The organism is Sulfolobus sp. A20 (assembly GCF_001719125.1).
Lineage (GTDB): Archaea > Thermoproteota > Thermoprotei_A > Sulfolobales > Sulfolobaceae > Saccharolobus.
In genome coordinates this window covers 1,514,573-1,537,179 of record NZ_CP017006.1, presented here as the reverse complement: position 1 = coordinate 1,537,179, position 22,607 = coordinate 1,514,573, and the positions used below count along the sequence as shown (strand labels likewise).

The 22,607-nt window shown below is 35.8% G+C and carries 20 protein-coding genes and 1 pseudogene; 6 read left to right on the top strand and 15 right to left on the bottom strand.

Annotated elements, in window-relative coordinates; all coding sequences use genetic code 11:
* Nucleotides 1-389: 389 nt before the first annotated feature.
* The 5 genes from BFU36_RS08090 to BFU36_RS08070 form a co-directional block, all read right to left on the bottom strand.
* On the bottom strand, nt 390-1,784 hold the full coding sequence (locus BFU36_RS08090) for a selenium-binding family protein (RefSeq protein WP_069283275.1): 1,395 nt from the start codon (nt 1,782-1,784) through the stop codon (nt 390-392).
* A gap of 35 nt (nt 1,785-1,819) precedes the next feature.
* On the bottom strand, nt 1,820-2,245 hold the full coding sequence (locus BFU36_RS08085) for a PaaI family thioesterase (RefSeq protein ID WP_069283273.1): 426 nt from the start codon (nt 2,243-2,245) through the stop codon (nt 1,820-1,822).
* A 75-nt stretch (nt 2,246-2,320) separates the two neighbouring features.
* Nucleotides 2,321-4,321, bottom strand: a complete 2,001-nt coding sequence (gene acs, locus BFU36_RS08080; protein ID WP_069283271.1) for an acetate--CoA ligase — start codon at nt 4,319-4,321, stop codon at nt 2,321-2,323.
* A gap of 197 nt (nt 4,322-4,518) precedes the next feature.
* Nucleotides 4,519-4,986 carry a GNAT family N-acetyltransferase gene (locus tag BFU36_RS08075; protein ID WP_069283269.1) on the bottom strand — a complete coding sequence of 156 codons (468 nt, stop codon included), beginning with the start codon at nt 4,984-4,986 and terminating at the stop codon, nt 4,519-4,521.
* Entirely contained in the window at nt 4,974-6,257 is a 1,284-nt protein-coding gene (locus BFU36_RS08070; RefSeq protein ID WP_069283268.1) for an NADP-dependent malic enzyme, read from the bottom strand. Before BFU36_RS08070 ends, BFU36_RS08075 begins: the two co-directional genes overlap by 13 nt.
* Before the next feature lie 413 nt (nt 6,258-6,670).
* On the opposite strand from BFU36_RS08070, the gene BFU36_RS08065 reads away from it, so the two are divergent.
* Genes BFU36_RS08065 through BFU36_RS08055 form a run of 3 tightly spaced genes read left to right on the top strand, consistent with a single transcriptional unit; the run spans nt 6,671 to nt 8,208 of the window.
* Nucleotides 6,671-7,495, top strand: a complete 825-nt coding sequence (locus BFU36_RS08065) for a DMT family transporter (RefSeq protein ID WP_069283267.1) — start codon at nt 6,671-6,673, stop codon at nt 7,493-7,495.
* A 30-nt stretch (nt 7,496-7,525) separates the two neighbouring features.
* Complete coding sequence (locus BFU36_RS08060) at nt 7,526-7,858, top strand: hypothetical protein (RefSeq protein WP_069283266.1); 333 nt, start codon at nt 7,526-7,528, stop codon at nt 7,856-7,858.
* Nucleotides 7,855-8,208 carry a hypothetical protein gene (locus tag BFU36_RS08055; RefSeq protein WP_069283262.1) on the top strand — a complete coding sequence of 118 codons (354 nt, stop codon included), beginning with the start codon at nt 7,855-7,857 and terminating at the stop codon, nt 8,206-8,208. Before BFU36_RS08060 ends, BFU36_RS08055 begins: the two co-directional genes overlap by 4 nt.
* On the opposite strand, the gene BFU36_RS08050 is transcribed toward BFU36_RS08055, so the two are convergent.
* The 10 genes and pseudogenes from BFU36_RS08050 to sat form a co-directional block, all read right to left on the bottom strand.
* A complete protein-coding gene (locus tag BFU36_RS08050; RefSeq protein ID WP_069283260.1) occupies nt 8,209-9,327 on the bottom strand; it encodes a 3-hydroxyacyl-CoA dehydrogenase in 1,119 nt (372 codons plus the stop codon).
* Nucleotides 9,328-9,333: 6 nt separating this feature from the next.
* Nucleotides 9,334-9,762, bottom strand: a pseudogene (locus BFU36_RS08045) (Zn-ribbon domain-containing OB-fold protein); the annotation flags it as partial.
* A gap of 20 nt (nt 9,763-9,782) precedes the next feature.
* On the bottom strand, nt 9,783-10,970 hold the full coding sequence (locus BFU36_RS08040; protein ID WP_069283258.1) for a thiolase domain-containing protein: 1,188 nt from the start codon (nt 10,968-10,970) through the stop codon (nt 9,783-9,785).
* A gap of 24 nt (nt 10,971-10,994) precedes the next feature.
* Nucleotides 10,995-12,608 carry a long-chain fatty acid--CoA ligase gene (locus BFU36_RS08035; protein ID WP_069283256.1) on the bottom strand — a complete coding sequence of 538 codons (1,614 nt, stop codon included), beginning with the start codon at nt 12,606-12,608 and terminating at the stop codon, nt 10,995-10,997.
* A gap of 36 nt (nt 12,609-12,644) precedes the next feature.
* A complete protein-coding gene (locus BFU36_RS08030; protein ID WP_069283254.1) occupies nt 12,645-13,847 on the bottom strand; it encodes an acyl-CoA dehydrogenase family protein in 1,203 nt (400 codons plus the stop codon).
* 189 nt (nt 13,848-14,036) lie between these two features.
* Entirely contained in the window at nt 14,037-14,975 is a 939-nt protein-coding gene (locus BFU36_RS08025; protein WP_069283253.1) for an alcohol dehydrogenase catalytic domain-containing protein, read from the bottom strand.
* A gap of 34 nt (nt 14,976-15,009) precedes the next feature.
* Nucleotides 15,010-15,810, bottom strand: a complete 801-nt coding sequence (locus BFU36_RS08020; RefSeq protein ID WP_069284673.1) for an XdhC family protein — start codon at nt 15,808-15,810, stop codon at nt 15,010-15,012.
* A gap of 89 nt (nt 15,811-15,899) precedes the next feature.
* Nucleotides 15,900-16,463, bottom strand: coding sequence for an acetate uptake transporter (locus BFU36_RS08015; protein ID WP_069284672.1), 564 nt, complete (start codon nt 16,461-16,463; stop codon nt 15,900-15,902).
* Nucleotides 16,464-17,329: 866 nt separating this feature from the next.
* On the bottom strand, nt 17,330-17,635 hold the full coding sequence (locus BFU36_RS08010; RefSeq protein ID WP_069283251.1) for a DUF6955 family protein: 306 nt from the start codon (nt 17,633-17,635) through the stop codon (nt 17,330-17,332).
* Complete coding sequence (sat, locus tag BFU36_RS08005; RefSeq protein ID WP_069283248.1) at nt 17,632-18,873, bottom strand: sulfate adenylyltransferase; 1,242 nt, start codon at nt 18,871-18,873, stop codon at nt 17,632-17,634. Before sat ends, BFU36_RS08010 begins: the two co-directional genes overlap by 4 nt.
* A gap of 104 nt (nt 18,874-18,977) precedes the next feature.
* Here sat and BFU36_RS08000 point away from each other — a divergent pair, with 104 nt between their 5' ends.
* The 3 genes from BFU36_RS08000 to BFU36_RS07990 all read left to right on the top strand — a co-directional run bounded on the left by BFU36_RS08000 (nt 18,978) and on the right by BFU36_RS07990 (nt 22,248).
* The gene (locus BFU36_RS08000) at nt 18,978-19,688 is read left to right on the top strand and encodes a phosphoadenylyl-sulfate reductase (protein WP_069283247.1); all 711 of its coding nucleotides are present in this window, start codon (nt 18,978-18,980) and stop codon (nt 19,686-19,688) included.
* A gap of 186 nt (nt 19,689-19,874) precedes the next feature.
* The gene (locus BFU36_RS07995; protein ID WP_231961296.1) at nt 19,875-21,569 is read left to right on the top strand and encodes a nitrite/sulfite reductase; all 1,695 of its coding nucleotides are present in this window, start codon (nt 19,875-19,877) and stop codon (nt 21,567-21,569) included.
* A 10-nt stretch (nt 21,570-21,579) separates the two neighbouring features.
* Nucleotides 21,580-22,248, top strand: coding sequence for an SAM-dependent methyltransferase (locus BFU36_RS07990; RefSeq protein ID WP_197490555.1), 669 nt, complete (start codon nt 21,580-21,582; stop codon nt 22,246-22,248).
* Nucleotides 22,249-22,607: the final 359 nt, after the last annotated feature.

The following is a 22,607-nucleotide window of genomic DNA, read 5'->3' as shown; positions in this document are numbered from 1 at the left end:
TTATTGAAACGAGGATGATAAAAGCTAGCTTAAAAAAGATCGAAAGAGAAAGAATCAATATTAAGTTCATTTGAATTATGGAGTTTACGATAGCCCACTTGACTACGTTAATGAGGAATGGCTTCATACTCCCGGTGTAGTGTAATACTTTTCCCATTAGAACTTTAATAATAGCATGCGTTATTAACAAGTAAAAAATTATTATCTTTAAAATACTAATATTATAAACTATTAAAGCGTTTAGTAGCATTAGTGTTATAAGTATCCCCAAGGCATAGTAGGACAGGGATGAAACAACTGGGACTAAGTATGATTCTCTCACCTTATTAAATTTATAAAAATAGTAAGAAAAAAGTAATCCTTTATAAGGATCCAAACCTTCAATTACGCTAAGGATAGCAATAAGAATCGGAAGAAGCATCTCCTCCCCTTAGCCTAACTTGATGAGACCTAGCCTCTCTAAAATCAACAAAGAATTCCTTATCTATATCCAAACCTCCTTCTGGATTAGCGTTTAACTTAACCATCCATCCCTTTAGTCCTTCTGGGTAAAACTGATTATCCCATGTACTATATAACGAGTTAGTAACGTAAACTCTTCTACCATCTCTACTTATCTCGATCATTTGAGGTGCTCCAGTTAACCTATGCCCAGAAGGATGATCAGCTCTATGGAATATTCCTCCTAGTTTAGCCTTCCCCGTTAAAACTGGCTTAAATGGATTTGTAACATTATATTGCCTTACCTCGCCTATTCCCCACAGACTAACGTAAAGGAATTTATCATCAAGGCTTAGGTCTATATCAGTTACCAAAGGTGGTACAGCCTTAAATGGTTTTAATATTTCTGGTAAACTACCCTCTGCTGGCTCAGCAGGTATCTCTATAACTTTCTCAGCGTTCCATTTACCATCTTCATAAAACCATAGCCATATTGAACTACTTAAATCCTTTAAGCTAACTACCATATTTATGAATCCCATTATCTTTGTTGGATCATGAAGTGGTCTAAGCTCCAGAGCCATTCTATTCTCTTCTCCTAGTGTAAGAGTATTTATCTTCTTTCTCTTTCTCAAGTCCCAGAAGTGAATTTTATTACCATATTTATCCTTGAGATGTTCTAGTTTTAATCCATCTTCAATGGTGTTGGGAACTGCCCATTCACTACTAACCAATACTTCATTAGGTAAGTTCCACCAGAAGTCATAGGCTAAGTACTGGTCTCCTCTATCTATCTCCCATCTTCCTAATGGTTCAAAGCTGTAATGATCAAGCATTAATATACCTCCTGGACCTTCTCCCTGCTCATTACCTAAAGCACTTATGTAAATTGCATCTGGTCCACAGTGTACAGTATGCAGTCTGCTGTAACCACTAACCTTCTTAACTTCATTAGGCTCTATTACTTTTATTATGTTAGGTTCTCTGGGATTAAGCTTAGTATCTATTATGTAAATTCTTGACGATCTCAGTCCCGGGACTATTAAGAATCTTCTTTCTGCGTTAGGTCTACCGTTAGGGCATAAGGATGAACTGCAAGCGTTCCAGCCAAAGTGATGGAGTTCATCATTAGTATAAGGTAATTCTACTCGATGTATTATCTTGGAATAAGTCTCTGAGCTCGGATTAACGTCAACCACAGCTATAAAGTCTGGTCTATTTATTCCAGTACCGGTGTAAAGGCAAGCCACGTAAGCTAAATCCTCTGGTGGTGAGCTCATAGCCATTTTTGGACTAGGGTAAAAAGTTGGATCCCTCTTAAATGGTGCGAATATTGATGCCATTATATAATTTTCTATCTAAAGATTTTAAAGTTTTATTACTTGTGCAAATTATCATTAACTCCAACTTTTCTATCCCTAATTATATACCACGTACCTAATCCTATTGCTCCTACTCTACCTTCATTATCTTTAAATGTTATCTCTACTACTACCGTAGTTTTCCCTTTTCTTACTACTTTGCCTTCCACAATAAAAGGACCCTTGTACATCGGTTCTAAAAAATTAACCTTTAGTTCTTGTGTGACTTGATCTACCCCATCATTGACTGTCATGGTAGCTAAACCTCCTGCGAAGTCCATTGAGGTCATTATCACACCTCCGTTCATTACATTACCTCTCCTACATAACTCTTTTCTATAAGGTATTTCAATTTTAGAATATCCTTCCTTCAATTCCAATACTTTTACTCCTATATACTTAAATACAGGGTCTCCCTCTTCTAATAACTTTTGAATGTCCATAAGTTGACTAAGCTAAAGTGCTTTTTAAGATTTTATTATGAAAAAAGGAATATAGGGAAAAAACTTATCAAAAAACTACTTATTAACTTTCTCAAACTCAGCCTTGAATTCTTCTAATGCTTTTCTAATCTCATCTACAGAAGCTTCATCTTCTAATGTAGTTATATCACCTACTTCGGCTTTAGTAGCTACAGCTCTCACAACTCTCCTCATTATCTTACCACTTCTAGTCTTGGGCAGTTTTCCTACGAAGAAGATTTTATCAATAGTAGCTATTGGTCCCACTTTATCCCTAACCGTTTTCATTATTTCCTGCGTTAACTGAGAAGAAGGAGAGTATCCTTGTCTCAGTATCACGAAGGCGTAAGGTACTTCCCCTTTAACAGGGTCTGGGACCCCTATTACTGCTGCCTCAGCAACTGCTGGGTGTTCAATTAATGCTGACTCTAATTCGTAAGTTCCTAATCTATGCCCAGCAACCTTTATCACCTCATCAGCTCTTCCTAATATCCAGAAGTATCCATCCCTATCCTTAACTGCGTAATCTCCGACATAAAACATTCCGGGAAATCTGCTCCAATAAACTTTCACATATCTCTCTGGATCTTTATAAATTGTTAAAGGCATACCGGGCCATGGATTCTTTATTACTAGGTAACCTCTTTCCTCTGGATTAGCCGGTTTTCCATCTTCATTTACTACATCCGCTTCTACACCCAATATCGGCATACCATTAGTTCCTGGCTTCATCGGTATCATGTATAAACCTGGTAAATGGGATATCAGTATTCCGCCAGTCTCAGTCATCCACCAAGTACTTCCAAACGGCACTTCTTCTCTTCCAACTAATTTCCATAACCACTCTTGGGCTTCTGGATTTATTGGTTCTCCTACTGAATGAATTAGCCTGATTGTTGAGGTATCATGGGCTTTAATCCAATTATCTCCATATTTCATAAAAGTCCTTATAGCAGTTGGCGAGGTATATAAGATATTTACTCCATGTCTTTCAATTATTGAAACCCATCTATCTGGCTGGGGATAATCTAAAGCCCCTTCATACATAACTGTTGTAGCTCCCTCCATTAATGGACCAAATACGATATATGAATGCCCGGTAACCCAACCAATGTCCGCTGTACACCAATATACGTCATCATCCCTTATGTCGAAGACCCATCTCATAGTCGCATGTAATAATGTCATATATCCTCCAATGTCATGTACTATTCCCTTCGGTTTACCCGTTGTTCCGGAAGTGTATAGTATGTATAATGGATCTTCTGACTTTAATCTCTCTGGTTCTACATATACGTTCTGAGGAATATCTTTCATCACTTCATCGAAATACTTATCTCTTCCCTCGACCATATTCACTTTATGTCCTATTCTCCTCACAACTATTACATCCTTAACTGTAGGAGTCTTTTCTAATGCCTTATCCACAATTGCCTTTAGCTCCACTATCTTTCCTCTTCTCCATCCTCCATCAGCTGTTACTACTAATTTGGCCTCTGCGTCGTTTATCCTGTTAGCTAATGCATCTGCACTAAATCCAGAGAATACTACTGTAAATACTACTCCTAATCTTGCCGCAGCTAACATGAAAATTGGTAGTTCTGGAATCATTGGTAAGTATATCGCTATTGTGTCTCCTTTCTTTAGCCCATACTTATTCTTTAATAGATAGGCTACTCTATTTACCTCTCTATATAAATCATAATACGTTAATTTCCTTATTTCTTTTGGATTTCCTTTCTCGTCAACTGGTTCTCCTTCCCATAAGACGGCTACTTTGTTTTTTCTCCAAGATTTAGCGTGCCTATCGACTGCTAAGTAAGCTGCGTTGATTTCTCCTCCAGAAAACCACTTATAGAATGGAGGATTACTATCGTCTAGTACTTTTTCCCATGGTTTATACCAATCTAATTCTGAGGCTACTGAAGCCCAAAAATTCTTATAATCCTTAACTGTTTGGCTATGTATCTCCTTATAGGTATTTATACTAACAATACGATTTGAATTCAACTTAGGGATTATCTTAGTTTCGAATGGTAGGGCCCACGTTACTGACATAATATATATAAATTACTTAAAGAATATAAGGTTTTTTATATAAATCTCATTCCTTCTTATACAAATGTTTATTGTAAGGTATAAATTACATTTAGTTATCTTACAAAGTATTCATATTTCAACTTTTTAAAGCTATGACCTAATAAATTGGCTAGTTTTAAGATTATGATATGTTAAAGTGAAAAAAAGTAACATGATTAATATATTTTCTTTATAAATTTACAATATATCTCTCTAAAACCCATTTTTTTGTAGAAAGACGCTGCTATTAAGTTTCTAGCTGGAAAATTAGCTGCAATTAACTGTATTCCTAACTTTTCTAATTCTCCTTGAATGAAACTTACTATTTCCTTCCCTACACCTTGTCTTCTATATGAAGGGTGGACATAAAATTCTTCAATCACAGCTTCCTTCTCTGGAACATAGAATATCCTATCATATGCTATTACTCTAGCTGCCCCCACTACTTTCCCATTATCCTCAGCTATTACTATTATTTCGTTAGGACTTTCTAAACTTTTTTCAATGACTTTACTTACCCTCTCCTCTAAATCTTCCTGGGTGGATAGTAACGGATCAAACTCACTGTTAAGCCTATACATCCTGCTGAAGAAGTCTGTTATCATTTCAATGTCTTCTTTTTTTGCCCTTCTTATGGTGACCATGTGTTTATCACCAGATTCATTATTTTTCTAGCCCTTAATATTCTATGCTTAGCAATTTCCTTAAACTCATCCCTAGTTCTTTTAACCCTAGCTAAGCCTAATTCTACTGCCTTACTCGCTACAGCTGCAGCTACTTCGTAATACACTTCCCATTCATCCATTCTTGGAATAATGTAATTATCGTTTATACCCTTATCCCTAGCAAACTTAGCAATAGTCTCTGATGCTGTTATAATCATTTCATCAGTAATCGCTTTAGCTCTACTATCTAGAACTCCTCTAAATATGGCAGGAAATACTAGCGAATTATTAACTTGATTAGGGAAATCACTTCTTCCGGTAGCTATAATTCTTGCCCCAGCTTCCTTAGCGTCTTGTGGCAATATCTCTGGAACGGGATTAGCTAATGCAAAAACTATAGCGTCTTTATTCATTAAGTTTATCCATTCCTTCTTTATTACGTTAGGTCCAGGAGTGGAAGCTGAGACAACTATATCTGCCCCCTTAAATGCGTCTTTTATTTCTTTTGCTTCCCATTTATTAGTCTTTATTGCTAATTCATACTTCCACTTGTGATATAACATTAAATGGTCTATATCTTCTCTAGTAGGATACAATGGACCTTTACTATCTATCATGATCATGTTTTCATACTTAAAACCATATTTAGCTAATATTCTTGCAGTAGCAATATTTGATGCACCGGCCCCATATAGTACTATCTTACTTTCCTTAGGATCCCTATTAGTTAAGATTAAAGCATTTATTAGCCCTGCTAATGTAGCTCCAGCTGTACCTTGTTGATCGTCATGCCACACGGGTATATTTAAGACTGATTGTAGCTTCTCTAATATATAGAAACATTTCGGGGATTCTATATCCTCTAAGTTGATTCCACCGAATGATGGTTCTATAGCTTCGACAACGTTCACAAAATCATCAGCATTTTTAACGTTTATTGGCAGGGGTACTGCATCAACTCCCCCTAGATACTTAAATAATAATGATTTTCCCTCCATAACAGGCATCGCAGCTGTGGGACCAATATTGCCTAAGCCTAGTACTCTCGTACCATCTGTAACTATTGCTATCGTATTCCATCTACTCGTTAATTCGAAGCTTCTGTCCGGATCCTTATAAATAGCCCTAGATACTTCAGCAACTCCGGGAGTATATATAAGGGCGAAGTCATTATAAGAGGTTATAGGAATTTTTGGGTAAATTTCTATTTTACCCTCATATTTCTTCGCAAGTTCAATAGGATCTGGCATAATAGAAAAATAATGATAACACACTTATAAATAAATGCGTTAACATCTTATTTTATCCCCTAATATGTTTTTCCCAATGTTTCCAAAAAGTTTTAAAAAGTTGAGGAAATCACGTAAGCTGTATTTTAATAGCTGAAAATATCCGTTATGGAACCTTTATTAGTTGTATTAACTCGCTAGCTATTTAACTTGATTGGGAACAAAAACAATAACTCCAGATTTTTAAAAGCTTTATAAAACGAGAGAAGCCTCACCATTTATGGCTGAGAAGAAGTCTAGTCTAGAGATATGCTGATATATCCAGAGCATAAAAAAGCGGAAGAGATTTAAGGAAAAAACTTGATTTTCATGAAATAAAAAACCAAGAATTTTCATTAGCTAACTTTAAAAGTTCAGTGTTGAACGGTTAGAGTGTGAAAGTAATAAGATATCTACTACCTTATGTTTTAATAAGCTCTTTCAATTACTATTTCGCTAAGGACGCTATACTTTCTTCTTCGCCGATAACCTTTAACTTAATTAGATATTTGATTTCCTCAGTTATATTCGTTTCTTTAAGTAAGGGCAAGATAATTTTGAATAAGGACGTAGTTCAGCTCAGTATATATACTACGTTTAGCTCTTTACTATGGGCTTTAGGATTAAAGTATGTTACGCCAGCTGAGTCTGCAGTATTAAGCTACTCTATGCCTCTATTTGCCTTACCAATAGCGTTTTATATAATCTCTGAAAGTCCTACATTAATTGAAATAGTCGGATTAGTAGTTGGATTTTCTGGCGTAATTTTATATGGTCTTCCGTTAGTCAGAGGATTTACGTTAATTGGAGCAATATTGACTTTAGTAAATGCAGTATTTTGGGCTCTATTTACGGTTTTCTATAGAAAACTGAGAAATTATGATCCGATTAGAGTTAATGCAAGTCAGTTCTCAATTGGTAGCTTGATATTAGCTTTAATATTACCTCTAAACCCACAAATTGATCCTAGTACGGATTTCATAGAAGGCATAGTATATACTTCAACTTTAGGTGGAGCTTTATCCTTCTTCCTTTGGAACATGATGGTTAAAGTGGAAAAGATTCCGAAAGTAACTGTACTTAGTTTCTCAGTTCCCATCTTGACCACATTCCTAGAGTTCGTAATTTACCGCGTTTCACCCTATCCTATTCAGCTAGTTGGAATCACATTTATGTTCTTGGGAATCCTTATATCTAGGGCGAGATCAATTAAGGGATAAGTTTTTTAACATGTATGAATTGATTAACATATGACAAAAGTTCTCTTCCTAATAATGTCTGGAGACGAAAAGTTTGACTTAGGTATGAGAATGGCATATAACTCAGTTAAGAATAAAAGATATGAAGACGTTAAGGTAATTTATTTTGGTCCAAGCCAAAAAAGGCTCACACAGCTTGATGGAGAATTAAAGAATATGTTCCAAGAGCTTCTTCAAAATAAGATAGTAGATTCTGCGTGTATAGGAGTAGCTCAAGCAATGAATATTAAGCCCCATCTAGAAAGTTTAGGATTAAGTTTACTGCCTGCTGGGGAGAGGGTCTCTTACTACGTTAACAATGGTTATGAGGTTATAACGATTTGAAAAATAGCCTTCTATGGCTTTTAGGTGCTGGAATAACAGTAATTCAACTCGTAATAGGAAATGTAATTGTTTTTTATGGTGTCCTTCCTGCTTTAATAGGTGCTCACGCTCTTTTAGCCGCAATTCTTCTAGTAATAGCTATATTAGGTTACGCCAGAGTTAAACTTCCTATTGAGAAAAGAATCTTAATAGGCAACATAGTATTAGTAGTTATAGTAGGAATCTTAGGTTACTTGTATTTCTCCTTAGCCAGCCCAATTTTAGTGATTATACATTTCCTATTAGCTTTAGGAGTACTAGCCAACTTTTCAGTATTATATGGCTTTGATGTAGGGCAAAGATATAAGTGATCAAAAAGAAGGGGAATACTCTTCTCTTCCACCGGATATTCTGTAAAGATAATCCAATGCCTTTATCACCTTATCCCTTCCCATTTCCTTTAAATAATCCGTTATTCCTTTAGGAAAGTTAAGCCCTAACTTAACGCCTATATCAATATCTTCTTCACTAGCTACGCCATTTCTAACCATCCAATAAGCCTCGTTTATTGCTGGAGAAATTATATATAATGGATCTAATTTCGATCCTAACTCTTCAGGAAGGCTAACTTTAACGTACTTCTTAGATGGATATTCATAAAATCCCTTTCCGCTTTTGACACCTAATTCATTACGCTTTGTCATCTCCTCAAGAGTTTTACAGTAATACGCTTTAAAGCCTCTTTCAATCATCGCACTACTAACATAATAGTTAACGTCCACTCCAGTATAATCCACTAGCTCAAATACTCCCATTGGAAAGCCTAATTTATATCTGGCTGTAGCATCTATCGTTTTATAATCCGTTATTCCCTTTTCTACTAACATACAACAAGTCGTAATAATTCTTAACAGTATTCTGTTAACAACGAAACCAGGCACATCTTTATTTACCATAATAGGCTTTTTATTGAGTTTTATAATGAAATTTCTAGTTTCCTTCACAACTTCATCAGTAGTATAATTCCCCCTTATTATCTCAACCAATTGCATTATTACGGGTGGATTAAAGAAATGAGTTCCGATAATTCTTCCCTTATTTCTCAAACCTTCTGATATTTCAGTTATAGGTAAACTGCTAGTGTTAGTAGCTAAAATAGCATCTTTAGGTAATAACTCTTCTAATTTCAAGAACACTTGCTTCTTTAAATCAATTCTCTCTGGAACAGCCTCAATCGCCATATCAGCATCATTTATCTCCTCAGTTAAACCAACAACCGTTTTTATTCTTGATAGAACATTATCTACACTTTCCTTTATTTGACCTTTTTCATGTAATTTTTCTAGACTCCATTTAATTTTTTTAATAGCCGAATCTAAAATCTCACTAGAAACGTCACTTAAATAAACTTGATAGCCAGAGATAGCAACTATCTCAGCTATTCCATGCCCCATTGTGCCCGAGCCTATAACTGCTACTTTATTTACCATTACAGATCACGCTGGGAAAAATTCGTAAGTTAGATAACCTTCTGGTTCTCTTTTAACTACCTTAAGCTTCACTTTCATACTAACTTTAACTTCTTTAGAATTAACCCATGCAAGAACGTTAACCCCATTCCTCATCTTGGCTATCCCTACAACGTAATCTTGATTTTTAGAAAATGACGGAGGTTTAACATTAATTACAGTAAATGCTATTATCTCTCCCTCTTCTGGCATCTCCACCCAATCAAGATTAGACATTTTGCACTTAGGACAATCATCTTGAGGAGGGAAATATATAGTATTACATTTTGGACATCTAGTGGCTAACACTTTACCTTGTTTTAATCCCTCAAAGAATTTTTGAACCTTCTTTACCGGAATTTGATATTTCAAGTTTAGTTCTCTAACGTCTATCCATAAAGGGTTATTGCTCTTTGGATCATACACTAGGGGTAAGCTCATGATGAGGGCCTCCTAGTTGAGTATATTGTTACGTATGCGTAATGTCCTGTTCCTCCTACGTTGTGTGTTATTCCCATTCCGTTCTTTACTTCTACTTGTGTTCCTTTATGAGCCCTATATAGTAGTTGTCTTGTTATTGATACTGCCATGCTTACACCAGTAGCCCCTATTGGGTGTCCTTTAGCCTTTAACCCACCGTCAACGTTTACTGGTATTTTACCTCCAATATATGTCTGTTCTTCCCTTGCTAGTATGTGCCCTTCCCCTCTCTTTGCGAATCCTAAGTCTTCATAAGCCATTATTTCCGCAATTGTGAAACAATCGTGAACGTCAGCTACATCGAAATACTTCCAAGCATTATCAAATTCAACATTAGCCCTCTTATAAGCTTGCTGTGCAGCTAAATAAGCTGCCTCAATATGGGTGTAATCAGTCCTCCTGCTTAAGTTCGCTGTTCCACTAGCTACTCCTTGGGCTACTATCCAGACTGGTGAATCTGTAATTTTCTTAGCTATTTCCTCTGAGGCTAATATGATAGCAGCAGCTCCATCAGTTATTGGGGACGAATCTAATAACTTCAAAGGATAAGCAACAGGTTTTGATTTCAAATACTCCTCCATTGTTATTTCTTTTTGAAATTGAGCATATGGATTCCTCGCCCCGTAGTAGTGATTTTTAATCGCTATCTTACCTAGGTCCTCCTCTTTAGCGTTGTACTTGCTCATGTAAGCTGACGCATGTAATGCATAATATCCTGGAAAGGTTAGTCCAAAATTTTCAAACTCCCAAAAGTAATCTCCAGCTCTTCCAATTAATTCAACTACTTGAGGATTTGGTGCTTGATGCATTTGTTCAACTCCCACAGCTAATGCAATATCAGCTTCACCAGACTTAATGGCAAGATAAGCCTCTCTTAACGCAGCACTACCAGTTGCACAAGCAGCCTCAACTCTCATAGTACCTTTGGGCGTTAAATCGCAATATTCTCCTACTACCACAGCGGGTAGTTCCTCAGAGCTCCAATTTCCTACATTTCCTACAACAAAGTACTGTATATCCTTTTGTTCTAAATTAGCCTCTTCTAATGCTTGCTTAATAGCCTCCCACGCAAGTTCTTGTAAATTTACATCAGTTCTAACTCCAAATTTAGTGTGCCCGGTTCCAATAATTGCTACGTTTCTCATAAAAAATATTTTTAACTTGATTACTTATTTAGTTTTCTGTGCCATATCCCTAAGTACCTTTTTATCTATTTTATTGGTAGAAGTTAAGGGCATGGAATCGACAAATATGAACTTATCTGGAATCCACCACTTTTGTATCTTTCCTTCATTAGCTAAGTTCTGTAGGAATTGCCTTATCTCCTCCTCAGTCATTTTCTCCTTGGGTACTATGAATGCTATAGGCCTCTCTCCCCATTTCTCATCTTTAATTCCAACAACGGCAACTTGTGAAACTTTTGGATGGAGAGATATCGCATTTTCTAGTAATAAAGAAGGTATGAATTCTCCCCCGCTCTTTATAGCGTCTTTCTCCCTATCTACTATATGTAAATAGCCGTATTCATCAATATACGCTAAGTCTCCAGTGTGTAACCATCCTCCCTTCCATAACTCCTTAGTCTTTTCTGGATTTTTATAATATTCTTGAGTTAGCCACGGGGCTCTAACTACTATTTCTCCTATTTCTCCTACCTTCTTGTCTTTTCCTGTAGTAGGATCAATAACCCTTATTTGAACTAATGGTATCGGAGAACCAGTTGAAATTTGTTCAACAAATTTCTTCTCCTCGTCCAGATTCTCTACCAAGGAATTGTAGTATCCAGTGGTTAATACTGGACAAGTCTCCGATAATCCATAGCCTGCAATAACAGTTATTCCTAGCTCTTTTGCTTTCTTTGCTAGACCTTCTGGTAGTGCTGATCCGCCAATTGTAACTTTCCATCTTCTAAATACGTTTAAATATCTTGGAGCATCTTGATGTGTTAGTAATAAGTATAATATAGTTGGTACCATGGCAGAGTAAGTCACGTTCTCCTTTTCCATTAATTTGAGAATTAGACCATAATCATATTTACCGGGTAAGACATACTTAACGCCGTTTAGCATAGCTACATAGGGATATCCCCAGGCGTGTACATGAAACATTGGGACTAGGATCATATAAACGTCGTTAGAAGTTAGACTTAACGGCGGTCTACTACCTACTAATGATACGCTTAACGCGTGTAGAACTATTTTTCTGTGAGTGAACCACACTCCCTTAGGTTCGCCTGTGGTGCCGGAGGTATAGAATATGGTTGCCATATCGTTCTCTTTGACGTCAAACTCCTCAGTGGGCTCATTAGTTTCGGTTAATTCCCAAAAATCGGCTGACGAAATTGAACTTTTTACCTTTTCTTTAGTATCGCTATAAGTTATTACTTTCATTCCAGTCGGAATGAAGTTTTTAGCTTTCTCGACTAATGGTAGGAACTCGTCCCTTACAATTAGAAACTTATCCTCTGCATGTAGTATGGTTTTCATAATCAATTCTGGGGGATATCTAATGTTTACAGTATGAATAACTGCTCCAGCCATTGGTATAGCATAATATAAGTGCATGTATACATCTGTATCCCAGTCTATAACTCCTATTCTATCTCCTTTTTTAACGCCTAGCTTTCTTAAGCCTGTGACTAATCTTTTTACCGATTGAGAGAATGAAGAAAAACTATATCTTCTTATATCTCTGTAGACTATTTCTCGAGTTGGAAAGCTTCTAGAACCAGAATCTAATATTTTATCGATAGTTAACTCATATTCGTAATATTCGCTACTCATATTATAATACTTATAAAGAATCATAAATAAAGTTTATCATAATCTTAAACCTAGCAATCTACGAGCAGTTTCCTTTAGTATAGTGAGCTTCTGTATGTCATTAGCACCTTCATATATCTTCATTACCTCAACATCTCTCAATAGTCGTTCAACTCCAGTAGATGTTGCAACTCCGTAACCTCCATGAACTGTAATAGCTCTTATAGCCACTTTTTCAGCTACTTCAGTGGTATATAGTTTTGCCATTGAAGCAGCTACTATCGCCTCGTTTTCTAATCCTCTGTCAAATAGGCTAGCTGCCCAGTATGTTAATAACCTAGCTGTATTAACTTCAACTAATGATTCAGCTATCTTCTCTTGAACCATTTGAAATCCTATAAGCGGACTCTGAAAGGCAAATCTCTGAGTAGCATAAGTTACCATTTTCTCTAATGCTGCTTGTGCTACACCTAATCCTTGTGCAGCTACACCTACTCTAGTCCTATCAAAAGTAGCCATAGCGTACTTGAAACCCATTCCTTCCTCTCCAACCAGATTTTCGGCTGGAACTTCAACGTCCTCAAAAGATAATTCAGCAGTATTAGAAGCTTTTAACCCAATCGTTTCAATTCTATTAAGAACTTTAACTCCCTTCCAATCCTTCTCGACTATAAACATCGATATTCCTTTCCATCTTGCATTAGGATCTGGGGGTGAAGTTCTAGCTGTCACAACGTAATAATCTGCTATTCCTCCATTTGTAATAAAGATCTTTCTTCCATTTATAACGTACTTTCCGTTTATTTTCTTAGCAATGGTCTTTATTCCTGCTACATCAGATCCAGCTGATGGTTCTGTATTTGCAAAAGCAGCAACTTTATCTCCTCTTGCAACAGGTGTTACATATTTCTTCTTCTGTTCCTCATTACCAAATAACAATATTGGTGTCATAAACAATCCTCCTACTGATACTCTGGTAGATAATGATGGCCAAACTCTAGAAATCTCTTCTTGGGCGATAGCGGTCATTAACGTGTCTCCACCTTGACCCCCATACTCTTCTGGCACACCTACTCCATAAAGTCCTATCTCTTTTGCCTTTTCTAACACCTCTTTAGGAATCGTACCTTCCCTTTCCCCTTTTTCAACGTATTGGGCAGCTGTCTTTTCCATGAACTCTCTTACAGCTCTTCTGAATAACTCGTGCTTTTCAGAAACATTTACTGAAAAGACTTCTGAACTATTAAAAGGTAAAACCATAAGTCACTTTAATCTACTAGACTGGTTATATTACTTTTTCATATGAAATGAAATAAGCATTAACATTTTACAGCAATTTCACAATGCTTATACTTGTATATATTATATTTTATAGATGAAAGTTAACGAAAAAAGATTTATATCTAGGTAAAAACCTCTGAAAAAATAGATGAAGAAGAGAGGTGTAATTCATCTGACTTTTATCACTGCCCTTCCAAAAACCTGCCTACTCATCATTCTTTTGTATGCCTCGTTTATCTGTTCTAACTCAAACGTTTCGTATATAGCCTTAATCTTATTTTCTCCAATGATCCTTATTGCTTCCTCATATTCAGCTTTAGTATAAGACGCTGAGCCTATTATCTTTTGCTGTCTCATTATAGTTAATGCCGGTCTTAATAATGTTATAGGCTCACCTTCTATATTACCTATTAAAATTAACGTACCCTCTTTCTTTAAGGCTCTTATGGAATCATTAATGGTCTTTGAACCAACTAATTCAAATATGGCATCAAATTTCTCATTTCTCAAGTCACTTATCGCTTTTATCCCTAATTCTTCAAGCTTTCTTCCCTTAGAACTCAGTCCATAAACCTCTTTGACTCCAATATATTTCAAATACTGAGATAAATGTATTCCAACACCTCCACCAGCTCCCGTTACCAATACTTTACTGTCTCTCTCTAGCTTAACCAATTTCGTAGCGTGAATTGCAGTGGCTAAGGGATCCATAGTAGAGGCATATTTCTCAAACTTATCATCAGGTAATGGAATTAGATTTCTCTCCGGCACTATAACTTGTTCAGCATACCCACCAGTAAATTTCTCAGTCTCCCCTAAAATGATACTATTTTCACACAAGTTTTCCTTGCCGCTTTTACAATATTCACAATTACCGCAAAATATGTTAGGATAAACTGCAACAGGTTTGTTGTCATAATATCCAACTATCTCATGACCTAAGATTAGCGGAAGCTTAGCGTTCCTAAACCCTCCCTTCCAAATGACTAAATCTCTCCCACATACTCCAGTAGAAACTACGTCAACTTTGACACCCTCTCCTTTAGGCTGTGCATCTTTAGTTATAACTAGTGGTGAATTAAATTGAGTAAGTAAGGCTGCTCTCACAAAACATATAACTTGGTTGAAAATAAAAATATTATCATTGGCTTAATGATTTAGGAACGAACATACATTTGTCCTCTATTTTTCTCTCTAAAGCGTCTTTTAACAATAAATATGGATTCTTTACCTCCATTAAGTGTTTTCCGCTTCCTCCTCTGATGAACTTCACTACTTCAGCCAATATACTTAAAGCTATTTCTTCAGCGGTCTTTGACCCTATATCCAATCCTAACGGGGAGTGAAACCTTTGCTTAATTTCATCTAATGGAATACCTCTCTGTATTAACAAAGCCATCATTAACGCGGCTCTCTTTTGACTAGCTAAAAGCCCTACAAATCTTGCTCTTTTCTTCATTGCTATATACAATGCATCAATATCATATGGTTTGCCTCCCTCATTAGCCACGATTACGATAGAGTCTTCTTGAATTATCTGCTCTAAAACGGCTAGATCATTAGATATTGCGAAAACTTGCGGAAATTCATCTTCTTTAATATCGCCACTTCCAACTACAGCAACGTAATAGCCTAGATCAAAACCTATTTTAGCTAAGAATTTAGCTATTATTCCAGAACCAACAATTATAATTGATGGTCTAGGTTCGATTGGCTCAATGAAGATCTTAGCGCCCTTATACTCTCTTTCAATCACCTTTCCTTCTTCTAAAGCCTCATTAGCTAGATCCAATATTTCTCTATCAAGGCTTCCCAATAAAACTTTACCGTCTACCACAAGTGTTCTTTCTAACCTATTCTCCTTGTAAATAGATACTACAGCAAATCGCTTTCCTTCTGCACTAAGTTTTGAAATTAAAGGAAATATCTCGCAAGAACTCATAACTAAAAATAGTAAATTCTCTAATAAATCTCTTTTGGCCGACATAGAGAACAATATTTTAAGAAAATAAATATAAAAATTTTTATCTTTTATGACATTGGAGCTTTTCCTAATGGAGCCTTTGCTCCTAAGCTTTCCGAAACTACTATTGCTAAACCAGTATACCATGCTGCTATTGCCGTTAATATTCCTACATAACCTCCTGCATGTGTTAATCCTACATTTCCAGTCATAGCTCCTACTCCTAGAAGGAAGAAGGTTATCCACAATAATAGGAACGTCATAAATAATCCCAAATTACTCTTGAATGTGCCAAACCACATTATAAGCGTGAAGATACCAAACGCTATTAAGACTAGGCCAATTCCAGCTGCAGTAACATTTCCAAATACTCCCATAGCCGTAAGGAAATACCACTCCCAGAACGCTCCATATGTGAAGAAAGCTGTATATCCGAATGTATTACCCGCTCTCCACTCTAAGATCCCAGCTAATAATTGGGCTAACCCGCCGTAAAACGCAGCTAACCCTAAGACCACTCCAACTCCAGAAGAGGATAGTAGTCCTGCATTGAAAGTACTTAGGACCAGTGTAGTTAAGGCGAAACCTGATAAACCAAGCGGAGCTGGGTTTGCTCTTTTTTGCTCGGTCATATGTATTAGTATATCCTTTCTAAAATATAAAATTTTCCCATAATCTATATACATAATAATTATTTGTTTATTAAAGGGTTTCTACTAATAAATGCTTATCCTAGTAATAAAGAATCTAACATATTTTTAGAATAATTTATTAATCGTCTATAAAGTTCTAATAGCATATAATGGTAGTTTTTCCATCTAACGGGGTAGTATGATTATTCAAAATCTTTGAATATATCTAATTTAAAGAAACTTGGTATTTTATAAATTATAATACTTACTGAACGATATTAACTTCGTCAGAAAATCTACTAGAGAATATTTATAGTGTAATGACCTCCTCTCTGCCCTAAAGGGCGAGGGTTCCGCTAAGGTCTAAAGCATTATGACCTTTTTACAGAGGTCGCTCCGTTAGAAATAAAAAATGCTTTGAATATCTTAACCACCTTAATTTATTCCTAGTATCGAGTAAACCTAGTGACTGTGTAGCTTATGACCTAAAGAGTGATTAATTACAACTCTTCTAGCACTTCTCATGGTACTTGTTCCAATACTTCTCAGACTAACTTTCTTATCTCAGAAGAATTATTCTCATTTTTGTGTATGGACAGCAATTTCATCCACCTCATAATTTATATCAAAAACAACCAAATTGTTGTTCACATTCCCTTAAGAGGCGAGATTTGTCCTCTTTTTATCAATAAACTATGAAAATTGCGTTATTCATCGAAAAAATTCTCGACTCATTTGGGTACTATAAAAACTGAGCTATAGAATGTTTATCAACAAGATTTATTTTAATACTAAACAGACAAGAATTAAATTCAAATATATTAGGAGAAATAATTTTTATACATGTCACAAAATATTTAAAAACTTCACGTTGATGAATTATCTTTAAATATTTGGATAGCCTTAATCAAGGCTTTAAATGGCTCATCTCTTTCCTCTATTATGATTTTCAATACAGTATCTTTAAAGGACTTTGGTAATAATTCTATAGAGTTAGTTGTTGACGTATCCACTTTTGCGTAAGGAAATATTTTGAGTAACTCCCTTATTATATTTTCATTGACCTCTATTTCGATTCTCTTAATTCCACCTAGTACCTCCTTAGCGTAATTCAATCCCAACTCATCTAACCTTTTTGCATTTTCCTCACTTAGCCAAATATAAATTTTCATTTCTTCTCACCTAATTCGAATATATTTCTCCTCCTACGTAGATATTCCTTAGTTACGAATGGACTTCCAAAACCATAATCCCTTGACGACTCAATCAAGACATTATACACCTCTGGTCTCATAACCATTTTTGTCGGTTTGACCTCGTCCATAATTATACTCCGAAGTAGGCTACCACTAAACTCTTGTTTTTCTCCTTTGTGATCGCACAATATATCGTTCTCTATACTCCCACACTTAGGACAATAGTAGTTTTCTCTAATAAAAATTGGTTTAATTAATAAATCGTCTTCATTTATCTTCTCAAATATCTCATGGGCTTCATAAGGCGAATAATAGTTTCCTACACCAGCGTGATCCCTGCCGAATACGTGATGAGTGCACCCTAAATTACTCCTTATTATGGCGTGTAATATAGCCTCTTTAGGTCCTGCATACCTCATATCCCAAAGTGTAAACGAAATTGTATGGACTTTACTACTAATGTATCCATACTTTGATATAGCTTCATGAGTCAAGAGTATAGCCTCATCAATGTAATCCCCTATCCTCTTTTCTCCAACTACTACGTTAACTAGGATTCCAGTCTTAGGAGAGTCGTTAACGCTTAACCCATCATTTGCCGAAAACCAAGCATATTTCATTAAATATTCATGCCCAGTATGAGGAACATTTCTGGTCTGAAAGGCAACAACATTCTTCCAACCTTTACTCCTAAAAATTTCTCTATGTCTCCTTGGAGTTAACCAAAATTTATTATAAGGGTCGTTAAATTTTGGCTCCTCTATAAGGCTTATCTCACCTGATAAGAAGTAGTTATCATACTCTAAAGTTCTCTTTACTCCAGGATGTTTAAGGTCGGTAGTCTTATACACTTTTTCAGCAATTTCTTTTTTATCATACTTGAATATCTGCTCAACTTTCATTATGGCTAAAGGTTTGTTATCATATGTTATGCCTATAATGTCCCCTTCTTTTATCCCATTAATTTCACCTATATCAAATAGTATAGGTATAGGCCAAAGTGTGCCATTGGGTAACCTCATTTCGTTTATAACATGAGAGACTTCTTCATAGTTCATGAAGCCTTTCAGAGGAGATAGAAAGCCATATGCAATACTTATTATTTCATGAGCTATTTGCCTTCTTACGTTGATCTTACTTAACTCATTGAAGTCGTTAACCCTCGTGATCCTCTCTTTTATCTCTATTCTTCCATGACCTATATCTTGGATCATTACAAGATGATTACACCTAGCTGTAACTTATATTCATAGCTATTTGTGCAAAAATTGCACCTATCGAAATATTAAATTATATATAGCCCTTACATATTATCTAAATGATCTTAGAAGACGAAATAAGGCATCTGAATGAAAATGGAGGTCCTTTAGATGTTTTAAAATGGGGTATTGAGAGGTTTCATCCCAATATTGCCCTAGCCTTCAGCGGTCAAGCTGAGGACGTGGTAATACTCGATATGCTGAATAAAATAGTGAAAGTGCCTAAAGTATTTGTTATAGACACGGGAAGACTACATCAAGAGACTTATGATCTGCTAGAAGAGGTAAGGAACAAATATGTATTAGACTTAAGGATCTATTTTCCGGATCATAATGAAATTGAAGAAATGGTAAATAATTACGGAATTAATTTATTCTATAAAGGTGTAGAATATAGAAAATTATGTTGTAATCTGAGAAAGGTCAGTCCTTTGAAGAGAGCTCTAAGTGGTCTTAGCGCTTGGATAACTGGATTGAGAAAAGAGCAAAATTTCACTAGGGAAAAGGTAAATAGGGTAGAGATTGATGAGATTAATGGAGGTATAATAAAATTAAATCCCTTAGCTGACTGGACATGGGACCAAGTTTGGGGTTATGTGAAGGAAAATAATTTACCTTATAATAAATTATATGATAGAGGGTACAAGAGTATAGGTTGCCAACCATGTACTCGCCCCGTAAAACCTTGGGAACATCCTAGAGCGGGAAGATGGTGGTGGGAGAAAAGCGGAGACAGAGAATGTGGTTTACATTTTAGAGAGAAGAGGTGAAAAATTATCCCAATTAAACCTATCTTTAACACTGATCAAAAAGACTATAGTGAAGAAGAGAGAGTTAAGCTAAAGACTAAGGGATTGACAGAGGATAACGTTAACGCTAGACGAGCATTAAAAGACTTAGGTAGAGATGATTTAGAGTCAGAAGTTTCATTGATAGCTAAGAGTTTTGGAATATATATGGAATTCAATAGAGATAAAGCTAGGGCTAATCAAGTTAAGGACTGGATTTACATGGTAAGAGTTACAATTCCCGGTGGAGGACCGATATTACCTAAACAATGGAGAATTTTAGATGATATTTCAAATAAATATACTATAAGTGATGCATATACTGGTTATCCCTCTCCTAGCCTTAAGATAACGACCAGACAAGATATACAGCTTCATCATATAAAAAAGAAGGATTTGGTAAATGTTATAAGAGAAATTGGCGAATCTGGATTTTTGACGTTAAATGGTTGTGGAGATAACGTTAGGAACACTGTAAGCTGTCCTATAACGAGATATTTTAATGTGTTTGACCCTAACGGATTAGCTAGAAAAATTGCCAATTACTTTAAGCTTCCAACTGGAATGTATATTCAAGTATTTGAAATAGATCCTGAACAAGTAAAAAAATTGGATGAAAGACCGGTAGAAGGACATTTCCACTATCCAGATAATTTGTTACCCAGAAAGTTCAAGATAGGAATAGCTGGAATAGTTAAGCTAGGTGATAAGTATTACGTAGATGATTGTATTGATGTTAGAGCGAATGATGTTGGTATAGTTCCAATAGTCTCTGAGGAAGGAAAGGTAGGGGAATTTCAGATCTACGTTGGGGGAAGTTTAGGCGAGAATAATACTAATCCCTCTTTTTCAGCGTTAGCACTTCCTTTAGGCACTGTAAAAGAAAGTGAATTAATTAAGACCTTGGACGCAATAGTTAAGATTCAGGCTGAATGGGGGGATAGGAAAAATAGACATTGGGCTAGATTTAAGTACGTTGTTTACATGCAAGGAATCGAGTGGATAAGACGAAAAATCAAGGAATATAGCGGAGTTGAAATAGGTCCTATAAAAAATATTCACTTAGTGAAGGATTTACACTTAGGCTGGTATACGTTAAACGATAAATGGGCTTTTGGCATGTTTATAGAGAATGGGAGAGTAATTGATGGCAGAAATGGCAAAATAAAATCTATTATTAGATATATAGCTGATAATTTCGAAGACGTAAAATTCTACACGACGTCAAATCAGCATCTCATTATAGCTGAGATCTACGATGAGGAGAAGGAGAGAATTGACAAAATAATAGGCGATTTGAATAAAAAATCTAACTTAAGAGTATATTCAACTGCATGTGTGGGTTTTCCTACATGTAAGCTCTCCTTCACCGATTCTGAAAGATATTTACCTAAGGTTATTGATGAGTTAGAGAAGAGAGGATGGGGAAACTCATTAGTATCAATAGGGCTCTCCGGATGTGTTGCCCAGTGTTCCAGACCATCTCTTCATCCAATAGGATGGATAGGAAGCGGGTATGAGTTATATATGTTAAAGGTAGGAGGAGATAATCAACATTGTGGCGAGCCATTAATTGACTACGACGAGAACGTGATATATCTCTATCAAGTACCATCACGAAGAGTAGTTGATGTAACAGAAGCTTTAGTAGAGTTATACGAGAAGAATAAGGACTTGGGAAAGACCCCAAGTGAAGTATTTAGAAGGTTAGGCAATAAGAAAATAATAGAATGGTTGAAATCTCATGAAAAAACTAAAGACTTAATGAGACCTCACAAATTTGATAGGAAAGTTGAAGGATATAAGGAATTTCATGATTTACTGATTAGAAGATTAGAGGAGGTGAGGAAGTTCAGTGAGTAGAGTAATCGTAATAGGAGCAGGACCGGGAGATCCAGAGTTGATAACACTTAAGGGATTGAGATATTTAAGGGTAGCAGATGTCGTGATATATGATAAACTCACAAAGGAATTAGTTGAATATGCTAACCCTAATAGTATAAAATATTTCTTATCTCCAGATGAAGACGAAGTTGATGTTGTAATTAGGTTTATCAAGGAAGGTAATAGGTTAATTGTTAGATTGAAGAATGGAGATCCTTATGTATTTGGAAGAGGTGCGAGATTATGCCAAGAATTATTCGGCATAGTAGAGTGTGAAGTTATCCCAGGTGTGTCAGCAGTTAATTCGGTTCCTGCTTATGCTGGTATACCATTAACTTCTCCAAGATATTCTAATATGATAACAATTATCTCAGCAACAGACGAAGGTGGGAAAATGTTTAACTTTGAAAAGATTCCCGATGCGGGTACTTTAGTTGTTTTAATGGCTGGGAAGAAACTTGGGGAAGTAGGTAAAGCTTTGATGAGTAAAAGGTCTCCTCTTGAAGAGGTAGCAATAATCGAAAGAGGAACTTACTATGATCAACGAGTTTACATTACTAGACTTGAGGATTTAAACGAGTATAAGCCTAACTCTCCTTCCATGTTGGTGTTAGGTGAGGTAATCAAATTACGGAAATTTTTGTGGAAGTTGTCATGATTGTTAAACCTTCTCCACCCCAAATAATTAAAAGTATACAGACTACGATGTAACGGTAAACCTTGCATACAAAGAAAGGAGGTATGATCTCCCTTCTGTCACAAATGGTGAAGTCTATCTTTTCTATTTGAAATACACTTTAGCATCATCACAAATTTTTAGGTCATGCACGAAAAAGAAAACCTAGCCTTTTAAGGCGGGGAGGAGGTCAGACATAGTTTAAAAAGAAATAGAAGACAAGTTAATTTTATGCAGATCTATCTCGCATTTCAATTTTAATTCTAATATTATGACTTTTTTTAATTCATCTTATAGTCAAATTCTTCTACCATGAAATTTAAGGGAAAAATTAAATACAT

Excerpts from the sequence above, each read along its gene's own strand:
- BFU36_RS08035 (WP_069283256.1), bottom strand. The coding sequence starts at position 12,608 with ATGAGTAGCGAATATTACGAATATGAGTTAACTATCGATAAAATATTA.
- BFU36_RS08085 (WP_069283273.1), bottom strand. The coding sequence starts at position 2,245 with ATGGACATTCAAAAGTTATTAGAAGAGGGAGACCCTGTATTTAAGTAT.
- BFU36_RS08090 (WP_069283275.1), bottom strand. The coding sequence starts at position 1,784 with ATGGCATCAATATTCGCACCATTTAAGAGGGATCCAACTTTTTACCCT.
- sat (WP_069283248.1), bottom strand. The coding sequence starts at position 18,873 with ATGATCCAAGATATAGGTCATGGAAGAATAGAGATAAAAGAGAGGATC.
- BFU36_RS08070 (WP_069283268.1), bottom strand. The coding sequence starts at position 6,257 with ATGCCAGATCCTATTGAACTTGCGAAGAAATATGAGGGTAAAATAGAA.
- BFU36_RS08015 (WP_069284672.1), bottom strand. The coding sequence starts at position 16,463 with ATGACCGAGCAAAAAAGAGCAAACCCAGCTCCGCTTGGTTTATCAGGT.
- BFU36_RS08050 (WP_069283260.1), bottom strand. The coding sequence starts at position 9,327 with ATGGTAAATAAAGTAGCAGTTATAGGCTCGGGCACAATGGGGCATGGA.
- acs (WP_069283271.1), bottom strand. The coding sequence starts at position 4,321 with ATGTCAGTAACGTGGGCCCTACCATTCGAAACTAAGATAATCCCTAAG.
- BFU36_RS08010 (WP_069283251.1), bottom strand. The coding sequence starts at position 17,635 with ATGAAAATTTATATTTGGCTAAGTGAGGAAAATGCAAAAAGGTTAGAT.
- BFU36_RS07995 (WP_231961296.1), top strand. The coding sequence starts at position 19,875 with ATGGAATTCAATAGAGATAAAGCTAGGGCTAATCAAGTTAAGGACTGG.
- BFU36_RS08020 (WP_069284673.1), bottom strand. The coding sequence starts at position 15,810 with ATGAGTTCTTGCGAGATATTTCCTTTAATTTCAAAACTTAGTGCAGAA.
- BFU36_RS08030 (WP_069283254.1), bottom strand. The coding sequence starts at position 13,847 with ATGGTTTTACCTTTTAATAGTTCAGAAGTCTTTTCAGTAAATGTTTCT.
- BFU36_RS08075 (WP_069283269.1), bottom strand. The coding sequence starts at position 4,986 with ATGGTCACCATAAGAAGGGCAAAAAAAGAAGACATTGAAATGATAACA.
- BFU36_RS08000 (WP_069283247.1), top strand. The coding sequence starts at position 18,978 with ATGATCTTAGAAGACGAAATAAGGCATCTGAATGAAAATGGAGGTCCT.
- BFU36_RS08060 (WP_069283266.1), top strand. The coding sequence starts at position 7,526 with ATGACAAAAGTTCTCTTCCTAATAATGTCTGGAGACGAAAAGTTTGAC.
- BFU36_RS08040 (WP_069283258.1), bottom strand. The coding sequence starts at position 10,970 with ATGAGAAACGTAGCAATTATTGGAACCGGGCACACTAAATTTGGAGTT.